Genomic DNA, 12,744 nt, shown 5'->3' with positions numbered 1-12,744 from the left:
CATGGGGGGCATGGCGGCTTCCTTGGGGTAAGAGGGCGTTAGCGAGCGGCGTTCACGCGAATCTTCAATGGCTGCGGATCACTGCCATCCAGTTGCACGGCGTGATTTTCGGTGGTGATGAACAGCAACTGGCCATCCGCTTCGATGCGTGCGCTGACCGAGTAACGGTGGCCGGGCTTGACCTGGGCCGGGTCGTAGCTCAGGTGAAAGGGCAGTGGCACCTGGCCTTTGACCGGGCCTTTCTGTTCGTCGAGGACGACCGCTGGTGCGTCGGCCAGGGAGACGTCCTGCAAGCTGACGCTCAGGGTGGCGGTCGGCGGCAGGGCGATGCGTTGCAGGTAGAACACTTCGCCGTCGAGGCTGGTTTTTGCTGCAGGTTGCATGGATTGGCAGGCGCTGAGCAGGGTGGCTGCGGCCAGGAGAGAGAGTTTTTTCATAGGGGTGTCTCCGTTCTGAATGAGGGCGCGAGGCTGCTCCGGGCGGTGTTCCGACGATGTGATACGGCATTCGACATCTTTGCTGTCGGATACACCGCTACCGCGAGCAAGCTTGGCTCCTGCTGGGGAATTCATTGCCACAAGGACTTCATGAAATTTCGCTTGGTGCCGGTGGCTGATCCGCTGCATCTTCGCTGCGGTGCAGTGCCACCTGGCGGATCGACAGGCGAATCTCCGCCGGTAGCACCCGCTTCGCCGCGCCTTCAGCCAGTTCGCCCAGCAGCTCGTGATAGCTCAGCTTGCCGGCTTCGTCACGGCGCAACACGTCAAGGTCGAGCATGGTCTGGATGAAGTGCCGGAACAGGCTCTTGTCAAAGAATTCCGGAGCGTTCAAGCCGTGCAGGATCGACAGGCGCTGGGCCATGACGGTACACAGGTCTTCCAGTTCCTCGGCGCTGACGCTGTGCTGGCCACTGTTGAGCAGCAAGGACACGGTCATGTAGAAGCGCTGCAAGGTCTGGGCGATGCTCTTGGACAACAGGGTCAGCAGCACGAAGTGTCGCGAGCTCGGCGCCGGGCGCAGGTACACATTGTTTTCGAATCGCAACAGGCCTTGCTCGACGAACGCCTCCAGCCATTGATCGACCACCGCATCGAGTTCATCCAGGGACCAGCGAATGAACAGCTCCGACTGCAGGTACGGGTACAGCGCGCGGGTGTAGCGCAGGATCTGCTCCCGGTTCATGCGCGAGGCGCTCTGGAAGAAACTGGCCAGCAGCGCGGGCAGCGCGAAGATATGCAGCACGTTGTTGCGGTAGTAGGTCATCAGGACGGCGTTCTGCTCGTCCAGGTACAGGATCTTGCCCAGGGCATCGCTCTGCTCGGAGAGCAGGTCCATGTCCTTCACGTGCTCGATCAGCGCCCGAGCATCGCCTTCCGGCAAGGTGGTGTGCGGCGAGTACGGTACTTTGCGCAGCAGCGCCAGGTACAGGTCGAGCACCCGCGCCATCGCGCGATCGTCCAGGGCCAGGCGGCTGGTGGAGAGCAGGGCCAGTGCGACCAGGTTGACCGGGTTGATGGCTGCCGCTTCGTTCAGGTGCTGCGCGACTTTTTCGCCCAGGCGATGGGTAGTTTCGTTGAGCCACGCCGGCTTGAACTGCGGGCCGAGTTCCTGCTGGCGCCAGTCGGGCTGCTCGCTGTCGAGGAACTCCGCCAGTTTGATCGGCTCGCCGAAGTTGACGGCCACCTGGCCGAAGCGTTGCTTGAGGGCGCCGATGACCTTGAAGATGTCGAAGATCGATTCCTTCTTCTTCGTGGCCCCTCGTAGCTCGCCCAGATAGGTACGGCCTTCCAGCACTCGCTCGTAACCGATGTACACGGGCACGAAGACGATAGGCATCCGCGAGGACCGCAGGAAGCTGCGCAACGTGATCGCCAGCATCCCGGTTTTTGGTTGCAGCATGCGCCCGGTGCGCGAGCGGCCACCTTCGACGAAGTATTCGACCGGAAAGCCTTTGGTGAACAGGGTGTGCAGGTATTCATTGAACACTGAGGTGTACAACGGGTTGCCCTTGAACGTGCGGCGCATGAAAAACGCGCCGCCGCGGCGCAGCAGGCTGCCGATCACCGGCATGTTGAGGTTGATCCCTGCGGCGATGTGCGGCGGAGTCAGGCCGTTGCGGAACAGCAGGTAGGACAGCAGCAGGTAATCGATATGGCTGCGATGGCACGGCACGTAGATGACTTCGTGACCCTGGGCGACCTTTTGCACGCCTTCGATGTGGTTGACCTTGATCCCGTCGTAGATCTTGTTCCAGAACCAGCTCAGCACCACTTCGAGGAAACGGATCGCGGTATAGGTGTAGTCCGAGGCGATCTCGTTGCCATAGCGCAGGGCCTGGGCCTTGGCTTTTTCCGGGGAGATGTTCTCGCGCTCGGCCTCCTCGAGGATCGCCTGCTTGACCAGCGGCTGGTTGAGCAAGCCTTTGACCAGGTTGCGCCGGTGGGAAATGTCCGGCCCGATCACGGCGGCTTTCAGGTTGCGAAAGTGCACCCGCAGGATGCGCTGGGCCATGCGCACTGTGCGCTCATGGCCCTTGTTGTGATCGATGAGCTCACGCAGGTGGATCGGCGCGGAAAACTGTACCCGGGTCTTGCGGCCCAGGACGATGATGCTCAGCAACCGGCGCAAGCGGCCGGTGACCGCCCAGCTGTCGGCGAACAGCAGCTTCCACGGGCTCGATTCGCTGTCTGGCGACTGGCCCCAGAACACGCTGACGGGAATGATCTGCGCATCTTCGGCGGCATTCTGGCTCAGGGCACTGACCAGCCGGGTCAGGGTCGGCGGCGCGCCACGCTTGTCCTGGCGGCCGAGCCAGTCGGGGTCGGGTGTCAGGTAGAAAAACGCCGCTGGCTCCAGCAGGTTGCCCACCGACACCGGCAGGACCGGGCGCGGCAGGCCGGCCTTGGTGCATTCGGTATCGACCACGGCAAGGTCGGTCAGCGAAGGATTTTGCAGGACGTAGAACACCGGCCGGCTGCGGTCGAGGTTGAGGGTGAACGACGACTGGTTGATCGTCTCCGAGCGAACCCAGAGGTACAGCAGTCGGCGCAAGGTGCCAAACACTAGACGGCGGAACGGGGAGCGGGTCATACGGCTTCTGCGTGAGTGAATGAGACCGAGCATTTGCTCGGGCGGTCGATAGTGTGCCGGATTCATCGAAAATCGGCAAAAAAGCGGCTAAGTAAAGTTCAGTTGAGAGTTTTTCGGGCTGTCCTATACTCGCGCCTCAACAATAAAAAGAAGAGGTGCGATTTATGGCAACGCGCGAGACCGGCAATGTGAAGTGGTTCAACGACGCCAAGGGATATGGCTTCATTCAGCGCGAGGACGGGGTGGACGTGTTCGTGCACTACCGCGCGATCCGCGGCGAGGGGCATCGTTCGCTGGCGGAAGGTCAGCAGGTCGAATACGCCGTGGTGACGGGCGAGAAGGGATTGCAGGCTGAGGATGTGGTGGGGTTGTAAATTTTAAGATCAGAAGATCGTCCGAACGCGGCCCGAGCCTTCGGCAGCTCCTGCAGGTGTACACATGACCCTGTAGGAGCTGCCGAAGGTTCGGGCCGCGTTCGGACGATCTATTCGCTTTACGCGGTCTTCCAGGTGATCTCTTCTTCACCGTCAGCGCTGATGCGCATCCAGCGATCCGCGGTCTCTTCACCTTCTTCCTCGACCCACGTACCTGGCGCGCAGCGTACTTCGACGTTCAGTGCGGCAAATGCAGCGCGGGCGCAGGCGATGTCGTCTTCCCACGGGGTCTGGTCACTTTCCAGGTACAGGCTGTTCCATTTCCCTACAGCCTTCGGCAACCAGGTCACCGGGACATTGCCGGCCTTGCACTTGTAGGTCTGGCCCTTCTGGACCCAGTCGGTGCACGGCCCCAGGGCTTCGCCGAGCCAGGTGGCGACCGCCTTGTAGTCGACGTCAGCGTCTTTCAGGTAAATCTCGATATCGGGTTGGCGCATGGATGTCCTCACTGCGGGTCTGAAAAATCCATTCGCGGATTTAGCGGGCCTCAAGTTGTTAACTCGAGACCAAAATTATTGAAGTACGAAGTAATCGTAACGCATTGAAACGGTGACCTCGAACGGTTCAACTTGCTCGATCACCTCAGCCCGGCGTTCGGCACTGGCGCGCCAGCCATGGGGCGTCATGGCCAACAGGTTGGCACGGTCCAGGCCGCTTGCCAGGCTCAGGCGAAACTCCAGGGTTTCACTGTGCGCCAGCACCATGCCCTGCGGTACCAGGGCCAGATGCTTGTCGTCGGTGTATTCACGGACTTCATCGTACAGGCGCTCGCGTAATTCCATCAGGTGGCCGCTGGTCGGTCCGACCTTCATCAGGCCACCACCGGGGCTGAGCAGGCGCTTGGCTTCTTCCCAGTCCAGGGGACTGAACACGCTGGCCAGAAACTGGCAACTGCCAGAAGCCAGCGGCACCCGCGCCATACTGGCGATCAGCCAGGTCAGTTGCGGGTTGCGCTTGCAGGCGCGTTTGACCGCTTCCCGGGAAATATCCAGCGCGTAGCCGTCGGCATCGGGCAGTGCCTGGGCGATTTGTGCCGTGTAGTAGCCTTCGCCACAACCGATGTCCAGCCAGCGTTGCGGCGCGTACTGCGCCGCCAGTTCGGCCAGGCGCCGGGCCACCGGGGCATAATGCCCGGCGTTGAGGAAGTCACGGCGAGCCTCGACCATCGCCAGGTTATCCCCAGGGTCGCGACTGTTCTTGTGCTGTACCGGCAGCAGGTTGAGGTAACCCTGGCGTGCGCGGTCGAACCGGTGTCCCGCGGGGCAGGCCACGCCGTTGTCCACGTCGTTCAGCGGTTCGCTGCAGATCGGGCAGGCGAGCATCAGGCGAGCAACTTGATCAGGGTCTGGTAGTAGATTTCGGTCAGCACGTCGAGATCGGCGGCCAGCACTCGCTCGTTGACCTGGTGGATGGTCGCGTTGACCGGCCCCAGTTCGACGACCTGGGTGCCCATGGTGGCGATGAAACGTCCGTCAGAGGTGCCACCGCTGGTGGACGCCTTGGTGTCGCGACCGGTGATGTCCTTGATGCTCGATGCAACAGCATCCAGCAAAGCGCCTGGCTCGGTCAGGAACGGCAGGCCGGACAACGCCCAGTCGATGTGCCAGTCCAGGCCATGCCGGTCGAGGATGTCGGCAACGCGTTTCTGCAGGCCTTCAACCGTGGACTCAGTAGAGAAACGGAAGTTGAACACCGCCACCAGGTCGCCCGGAATCACGTTGGTTGCGCCGGTGCCGGAATTCACGTTGGAAATCTGGAAGCTGGTAGGCGGGAAGAAGTCGTTGCCGTTGTCCCAATGCTCGGTGGCCAGTTCGGCCAGCGCCGGGGCAGCCAGGTGGATCGGGTTCTTGGCAAGGTGCGGGTAAGCAACGTGACCTTGCACGCCGCGCACGGTCAATTTGGCACCCAGGGAGCCACGGCGACCGTTCTTCACCACATCGCCCACCAGTGTGGTGCTCGACGGTTCGCCGACGATGCACCAGTCCAGGCGCTCCTTGCGTGCAGCCAGACGCTCGACCACGGCCTTGGTCCCGTGATGGGCGGGGCCTTCTTCGTCGCTGGTGATCAGGAATGCGACCTTGCCCTTGTGGTTCGGGTAGTCGGTGACGAAGCGCTCGGCGGCCACGGTCATCGACGCCAGGCTGCCTTTCATGTCCGCCGCGCCACGGCCGCAGAGCATGCCGTGTTCATCGATCAACGCGTTGAACGGGTCGATTTGCCAGGCGGCCACCGGGCCGGTTGGCACGACGTCGGTGTGGCCGGCGAAACACAGTACCGGGCCCGCGTCCTGGCCGTGGGTGGCCCAGAAGTTATCCACATCCTCGATGCGCATCGGTTCCAGCGTGAAACCGGCATCGCCCAGGCGCTGCATCATCTGCTTCTGGCAATCGGCGTCGAGCGGCGTCACGGATGGACGGCGGATGAGGTCGATGGCGAGTTGAAGGGTCGGCGAAAGGTCGGCGTGGGCCGTCATGTAGAAGCTCCGAGGTGCGCACGGTAAACCTGTGCAAAAGGGCGATCATTCTAAAGCAAAACGGCGACCCGAAGGCCGCCGTTTGACGTTATCCAATAACGGACTATGCGGTTGCCGGTTCGGTTTCCAACGAAGGTTTGGGCAACGAGGACAGGAAGGCCATGATCAATGCCGCCAGGTACGGCAGCGATTGCACCAGCAACATGGTGACCCAGAAGCGCATGTCATTGCTTGGCAAGCCGTTCACCAGGAAGATCCCCAATGCCGCGCCCCACAACAGCAGCATGATGAACACTTCTTCCCGCGCTTCCGAAATTGCCACCCAGAAGCCGTGGTTGTCGGCATTTTTCGGCGTACGGAAGAACGGAATGCTGCTGGTGAAGAACCCGTACAGCACCGCTTTGGCGATGGTGTGGGACAACGCCAGCCCTGCCAGTGCCGCGCAGAAGGCATCCTTGAGATTCACCCCGACCGCGCGGCGGTACAGGAAGATGATCTTGCCGACCTTGAACACGAACAGTGCCAGGGGCGGAATCGCGAAAATCAACAGCGGTGGATCGACCCGCTGGGGCACGATGATCATCGCCGCCGACCACAACAGGGCGCCGACCGTGAAGAAGATATTCATGCCGTCCGCCACCCACGGCAGCCAGCCCGCGAGGAAGTGGTAACGCTGGCCGCGGGTCAGTTCAGTGTCCTTGCCGCGCAACAGGCTTGCTGTGTGCCGCTTGATAATCTGTATCGCCCCATAGGCCCAGCGGAACCGCTGCTTCTTGAAGTCGATAAAGGTATCGGGCATCAGGCCCTTGCCGTAGCTGGTGTGGTAGTACGCAGCCGACAGGCCTTTTTCGAACACCCGCAGGCCCAACTCGGCGTCTTCGCAGATGCACCAGTCAGCCCAGCCCAACTCCTCGAGCACCGAGCGACGGGTCATGGTCATGGTGCCGTGCTGGATGATCGCGTCACGGTCGTTGCGGGTCACCATGCCGATGTGGAAGAAGCCTTTGTATTCCGCATAGCAGAGCTTCTTGAAGGTGCTTTCGTTCTGGTCGCGATAATCCTGCGGCGACTGCACCACGGCGATTTTCGGGTCGGCGAAGTGCGGCACCATGTGCTTGAGCCAGTTCGGATCAACGCAGTAGTCGGAGTCGATGACTGCAATGACTTCGGCATCCTTGGCGGTATGTGGGATCAGGTAGTTCAGCGCACCGCCCTTGAAGCCGGCCAGGGGGGCGACGTGGAAGAACTTGAAGCGTGGCCCCAGGGTTTCGCAGTACGCCTGCACCGGTTCCCAGACGGCCGGGTCTTTGGTGTTGTTGTCGATGATCAGGACTTCGAAGTCCGGATAGTCGAGGTTGGCGAGGGCGTTGAGGGTCTGTTTGACCATCTCCGGTGGCTCGTTATAGCAAGGCACGTGGATCGAGACTTTTGGCCGGTAGTTCGAGTCGCCCACCACCGGCAGGAATTCGCGCCGACGTTTGTGGGTCCATACCGCTTCGGCCAGTTCATGGGCCTCGGTCAGCAGCACGATGAACACGCCGAACGCACCGAGGGCGAGCAGGATGCCTACTGTCAGGCTGAACCAGGTGCTGTATTGCAGGCTGTAGTCATAGCCGATCCACACCAGCACCGAACCACAAAGGAATGCGATAAAGGTCAGGAAGGTACGACCACGCTGGCGCAGCGCCGAGCCGTCGATCATCAGCAGCGTCAGGGACAGCAGCGCCAGTACCACCGAGCCGACCGCCAGCACGCGCCACTGCGGGATTGCGACTACCGGGCCTTCAAAGTTGAATTTCTGCTGGCGTGCGGCATTGAATACACCCCAATAAGCACCCACCGAACCTTCGTCACTGGCCTTCCACGGCTGGTCGAAGGCTTCGATCACGAAGTAGTTGAAGCCCTGGCGGTTGAGCTTGTTGACCAGCGTGCGCAAATAGATCGCCTGATCTGCCGGCGATGCATCGGCGCCACCGCGCATGCGGCCGTTGCTCGGCCAGCCAACCTCCGAGAGCAGCAGGGGTTTCTTGGGGAACATTTTCTTCAGGTCACGGGCGCGGTCCAGGACAAATTGCCCGGCCTTGTCCACCGGGATGAACTCCCAGTAGGGCAATACGTGAGCGGCGATCAGGTCGACGTGCTTGGCCAGCTCCGGGTGTTCTTCCCAGACGTGCCATTGTTCGGACGTGGTCACGGGCACTTTCACCGCCGCGCGCACGCGATCGAGGATCATGCCCAGCTCCGCAGCGGTAATTTCCTTACGGAAAATTGCCTCGTTTCCTACAACCACCCGCACCACGCTGCGCGAGGTGTTGGCGATTTCAATGGCGCGCAGGATTTCCCGCTCATTGCGCTCCTCGTCCGGGCTGATCCAGATGCCCAGGGTCACGCGCAAGCCGAACTCTTCCGCGAGCTTGGGAATATCTCCCAGCGTGCCGTCGACCGAGTAAGTGCGGATGTTGTCCGTCAGCTTGCTCATGATCTCCAGGTCACGGCGCATTTCATCGTCGTTTGGATATTGATCTTTTTGCGGGTACTGGCCTTGCTGAAACGGCGAATAGGAGAAGCCGGAGATCTGTTCAGGCCAGTTGGGAGCAGTGACAGGGCGATTGATCAGCGCCCAGAAGCCGGTAAACAAGGCTGCGATGGCGAGCACCACGACCAGGTTGAGTCCAAATTTACGCGATGACATAGCTTTTTCGGGTTCCAAAGGCTGTGGAACGAAGGAGCGGTTGGCGACTGACTGCCTGGGGCAGGGGCGCGCATCCTACACTGGAGGTTCTATGACCGTACAGCTAACAGGGAAATGTCTGACATTAGGCACTCCGGTTTCACATAAGTTCTTACACTTGTCGCCGAAGCTTAAAACTTGTCGCCCGATGGCCCTATAATGCGCGCCGGTTTTTGGGGTAATGGTCATGAGTACAGAAGATCCACGGTTTGCCGGCATCGCCCGCTTGTATGGCATCGAAGGCCTTGAGCGCCTGCGCGCGGCGCATGTGGCAATCGTCGGCGTCGGTGGCGTCGGTTCCTGGGCGGCTGAAGCGATCGCCCGTTGCGGCGTAGGCGAGATTTCGCTGTTCGACCTGGATGACGTCTGCGTCAGCAACGCCAACCGCCAGTTGCATGCGCTGGACAGCACCGTGGGCAAGCCCAAGGTCGAGGTGATGGCCGAGCGCTTGCGCGGGATCAACCCGAGTTGCACCGTGCACGCGGTAGCGGATTTCGTCACCCGCGAGACCATGGCCGACTACATCACGCCGAACATCGACTGCGTGATCGATTGCATCGACAGCGTCAACGCCAAGGCGGCACTGATTGCCTGGTGCAAGCGCCGCAAGATCCAGATCATCACCACCGGTGGCGCGGGCGGGCAGATTGATCCGACGCTGATTCAGGTCTGTGACCTGAACCGTACGTTCAACGACCCGCTGGCTTCGAAAGTGCGTTCCACGCTACGCCGCGATTACAACTTCTCGCGCACTGTGACCCGGCATTACAGCGTGCCTTGCGTGTTCTCCACCGAACAACTGCGTTACCCGAAACCCGATGGCAGCATTTGCCTGCAGAAGAGTTTCGTGGGCGACGGGGTGAAGCTGGACTGCGCCGGCGGGTTTGGCGCGGTGATGATGGTGACGGCGACGTTCGGCATGGTCGCGGCGACCAAGGCTGTGGACAAGATTGTGGCGGGCGTGCGGCGCCCGGCGGATCGCATCAAACCCGAGGCATAGACACTTGTAGGAGCTGCCGAAGGCTGCGATCTTTTGATCTTTAGTGTCGAAGTGGGCGCCGAAGATCAAAAGATCGCAGCCTTCGGCAGCTCCTACGGGGCGAGTTCTTGCATGCGCCGCAGGACTGCATTGAGGCCATTGCTGCGCGAGGGGGAGAGCTGCCGGCTCAGTCCCAGTTGATTGAACCAGTCCGGCAAATCAACCTGCTTCAATTCGCTGGCCGACAGGCCATTGACCCGCGCCAGCAGCAACGCCACCAACCCGCGAATCAACCGCGCATCACTGCTCGCGGCAAACTGCCAGTGGCCGTCCTGCAGCGAGCCCACCAACCACACCTGGCTTTCACAGCCATGCACGCGGTTGGCGTCGACTTTGTCCTCATCACTGAGTGAAGGCAGGCGGTCGCCCCACTGCATCAACAGCCGCGCGCGTTGTTCCCAGCCTGCAGCTTCCTTGAAGGTGGCCAGCGCCGTGACGGCGTCCGCTGGCAGGGTCATCGCAGCAACTCCAGGGCCTGGTCCAGGGCTTCAAAGAAGCGCTCCAGATCATCGGAGTCGTTGTACAGCGCCAACGACACCCGGATCGCGCCGGCCAGTTCAAGACTCTTCAGCAACGGCATGGCGCAGTGATGACCCGCGCGCACGGCAATCCCCTGTTCGGTCAACAGGTGCGCCAGATCCGAGTTATGCACACCCTCGACCACAAAGCTGGCCAGGGCCAGTTGCGGTTTGCCCAGCAGGCGAATGCCGTTGCGGGCTTGCAGGCCCTTGAGCAAATAATCGTGCAGGGCGGCTTCATGAGCCGACACGGCGTCCTGATCCAGCCCTGCCAGATAATCCAGGGTGGCGCCGAGCCCGATGACGCTGGCGATCGGCGGTGTGCCGGCTTCGAAACCCAGGGGCGCGGGACGAAAACGAGCGTCGTGATAATTGGCATCGAGCACCATCTCGCCGCCGTATTGCCAATGGCGCAGATGTAACAGTGCTTCATGCCGGCCAAACAGCACACCGAGGCCATCCGGACCGTACAGCTTGTGGCTGGAAAACACATAAAAGTCGCAACCCAGGGCCTGCACATCGTGGCGACCGTGAACGATCCCCTGGGCGCCATCGACTACGGTGATGGCGCCGTGGCTCCGTGCCAGGGCCAACAGGGCGGGTAACGGTTGCCAGGCGCCCAGCACGTTGGACAGCTGGCTGACGGCCAGCAGGCGAGTGCTCGGGCCGATGAGCAGGGCGGCGGCGTCCAGGTCGATGAGGCCGTCGTTGTCGAGTGGCAGGATCACCAGCTTCAGCTTGTGGCGATGGGCCAGTTGCTGCCATGGCAGCAGGTTAGCGTGATGCTCCAGGGCGCTGATAACGATTTCGTCGCCCGGCTGGAATGAGTGCTCCAGGCCATAGGCCAGGAGATTCAAAGCGGAGGTGGCGCCGTGGGTGAAGATGATCTGCCCGCTATCGCCGGCATTCAGCCATTGTCCGGCTTTGCGGCGGCTGTCCTCGAATGCCTGGGTCGCGTGGGCGCCGGGCAGGTGTTGTGCCCGATGCACGTTGGCGGCGCCGTTGGCGTAGTAGTGCGCCAGCGCATCCAGCAGGGCTTGGGGTTTTTGCGTGGTGGCGGCGTTGTCCAGATAGGTCTGGTCCTGCCGTTGCAGTGCGGCGATGGCCGGGAAGTCGGCGCGCCACGGGGAGGGGATCATCATGCAAATTGGGCCCTGCAAAACATGGGCGGGAAAATGCCAAACCCGTTGTAGGAGCGAGCTTGCTCGCGATGGACGTCAACGATAACTCGGGCTACCTGAATAACCGCGTTGCCCAAGCGTTTTTCACAAGCGAGCTCGCTCCTGCAGAATTGACTGTGCACCTGTAGGAGCGAGCTTGCTCGCGATGGACGTCAACGATAACTCTGGCTACCTGAATAGCCGCGTTGTCCTAGCGTTGTTCGCGAGCGAGCTCGCTTCTACAGGTTAATGGCGCAGCTTAGTTGTGAGCGTGCAGCGCTTCGTTCAGTTCGATGGCCGATTTGTGGGTCTTGCATTCCACGGCACCGGTTTCCGAGTTGCGACGGAACAGCAGGTCGGATTGACCGGCCAGTTCACGGGCCTTGACCACTTTTACCAGCTGGTTTTTCTCGTCCAGCAGCGCAACCTTGGTGCCAGCGGTCACGTACAAGCCAGACTCGACGGTGTTGCGATCGCCCAGTGGAATGCCGATACCGGCGTTAGCGCCGATCAGGCAGCCTTCGCCTACCTTGATCACGATGTTGCCGCCGCCCGACAGGGTGCCCATGGTGGAGCAGCCGCCGCCCAGGTCCGAGCCCTTGCCGACGAATACGCCTGCCGAGACACGACCTTCGATCATGCCCGGGCCTTCGGTGCCGGCGTTGAAGTTGACAAAACCTTCGTGCATCACAGTGGTGCCTTCACCGACATAAGCGCCCAGGCGCAGACGGGCCGCATCGGCGATACGCACGCCAGCCGGTACGACGTAGTCGGTCATCTTCGGGAACTTGTCTACCGAGAACACTTCCAGCAGCTCGCCGCGTAGACGGGCTTCGAGTTGCAGCTCGGCCAGTTCGCTCAGGTCGATTGCGCCCTGGCTGGTCCAGGCTACGTTCGGCAGCAGCGGGAAGATCCCGGCCAGATTCAGGCCATGGGGCTTAACCAGACGATGGGACAACAGGTGCAGCTTGAGGTACGCCTCTGGGGTAGAAGTCAGTTGCGCGTCTTCGGCCAGCAGGGTGGCGACCAGCGGTTTGTGGCTTTCGGCCAGGCGAGTCAGCAGCTTGCCTTGTACCGGGTCGATGCCCTTCACGGCTTCAGCCAGTTGCGCAGCCTGCGCGGTGGTGAAGGTGATGGCCTGGTTGCCTTCGCTGTAAGCGAGAATTGGCGCGACGGCAGCCACCAGTTCGGCCGACGGATTCAACAGCGGCTGAGGGTAAAACACTTCCAGCCATGCGCCTTGACGATTCTGGGTGCCGACGCCGAAAGCGATGCTGAACAGGGAATTGGACATGTAAA

The 12,744-nt window shown here is 61.4% G+C and carries 11 protein-coding genes; 2 read left to right on the top strand and 9 right to left on the bottom strand.

What is annotated here, in order from left to right:
- Positions 1-38 precede the first annotated feature (38 nt).
- Complete coding sequence (locus EQV97_RS07545) at positions 39-437, bottom strand: YbaY family lipoprotein (RefSeq protein WP_122837680.1); 399 nt, start codon at positions 435-437, stop codon at positions 39-41.
- Between the two features lie 148 nt (positions 438-585).
- Positions 586-3,090 carry a glycerol-3-phosphate 1-O-acyltransferase PlsB gene (gene plsB / locus EQV97_RS07540; protein WP_122837681.1) on the bottom strand — a complete coding sequence of 835 codons (2,505 nt, stop codon included), beginning with the start codon at positions 3,088-3,090 and terminating at the stop codon, positions 586-588.
- Positions 3,091-3,254: 164 nt separating this feature from the next.
- On the opposite strand from plsB, the gene EQV97_RS07535 reads away from it, so the two are divergent.
- On the top strand, positions 3,255-3,464 hold the full coding sequence (locus EQV97_RS07535) for a cold-shock protein (RefSeq protein ID WP_010462862.1): 210 nt from the start codon (positions 3,255-3,257) through the stop codon (positions 3,462-3,464).
- A gap of 119 nt (positions 3,465-3,583) precedes the next feature.
- Here the strand turns inward: EQV97_RS07535 and EQV97_RS07530 are convergent, their stop codons facing one another.
- The 4 genes from EQV97_RS07530 to EQV97_RS07515 form a co-directional block, all read right to left on the bottom strand.
- Positions 3,584-3,961: a hypothetical protein gene (locus EQV97_RS07530; RefSeq protein WP_045060117.1), complete on the bottom strand. Its 378-nt coding sequence runs from the start codon at positions 3,959-3,961 to the stop codon at positions 3,584-3,586.
- A 75-nt stretch (positions 3,962-4,036) separates the two neighbouring features.
- Positions 4,037-4,846, bottom strand: coding sequence for a putative RNA methyltransferase (locus EQV97_RS07525; protein ID WP_240888765.1), 810 nt, complete (start codon positions 4,844-4,846; stop codon positions 4,037-4,039).
- On the bottom strand, positions 4,846-5,997 hold the full coding sequence (gene dapE / locus EQV97_RS07520; protein WP_122837683.1) for a succinyl-diaminopimelate desuccinylase: 1,152 nt from the start codon (positions 5,995-5,997) through the stop codon (positions 4,846-4,848). Before dapE ends, EQV97_RS07525 begins: the two co-directional genes overlap by 1 nt.
- 103 nt (positions 5,998-6,100) lie before the next feature.
- On the bottom strand, positions 6,101-8,689 hold the full coding sequence (locus EQV97_RS07515) for a glycosyltransferase (protein ID WP_122837684.1): 2,589 nt from the start codon (positions 8,687-8,689) through the stop codon (positions 6,101-6,103).
- Between the two features lie 226 nt (positions 8,690-8,915).
- On the opposite strand from EQV97_RS07515, the gene tcdA reads away from it, so the two are divergent.
- Entirely contained in the window at positions 8,916-9,728 is an 813-nt protein-coding gene (gene tcdA / locus EQV97_RS07510) for a tRNA cyclic N6-threonylcarbamoyladenosine(37) synthase TcdA (RefSeq protein WP_240888764.1), read from the top strand.
- A 92-nt stretch (positions 9,729-9,820) separates the two neighbouring features.
- On the opposite strand, the gene EQV97_RS07505 is transcribed toward tcdA, so the two are convergent.
- From EQV97_RS07505 to dapD, 3 genes are all read right to left on the bottom strand, one after another.
- A complete protein-coding gene (locus EQV97_RS07505) occupies positions 9,821-10,225 on the bottom strand; it encodes a SufE family protein (protein WP_240888763.1) in 405 nt (134 codons plus the stop codon).
- On the bottom strand, positions 10,222-11,427 hold the full coding sequence (locus tag EQV97_RS07500) for a cysteine desulfurase (protein WP_240888762.1): 1,206 nt from the start codon (positions 11,425-11,427) through the stop codon (positions 10,222-10,224). The genes EQV97_RS07505 and EQV97_RS07500 overlap by 4 nt, the downstream gene beginning before the upstream one ends.
- 277 nt (positions 11,428-11,704) lie before the next feature.
- Complete coding sequence (gene dapD / locus EQV97_RS07495) at positions 11,705-12,739, bottom strand: 2,3,4,5-tetrahydropyridine-2,6-dicarboxylate N-succinyltransferase (RefSeq protein ID WP_122837688.1); 1,035 nt, start codon at positions 12,737-12,739, stop codon at positions 11,705-11,707.
- Between the last annotated feature and the right edge of the window lie 5 nt (positions 12,740-12,744).

This window comes from Pseudomonas sp. TMW22090 (assembly GCF_022496665.1).
In the GTDB taxonomy this organism is placed as follows: domain Bacteria; phylum Pseudomonadota; class Gammaproteobacteria; order Pseudomonadales; family Pseudomonadaceae; genus Aquipseudomonas; species Aquipseudomonas gregormendelii.
This window is presented reverse-complemented; position numbering and strand designations above follow the sequence as displayed.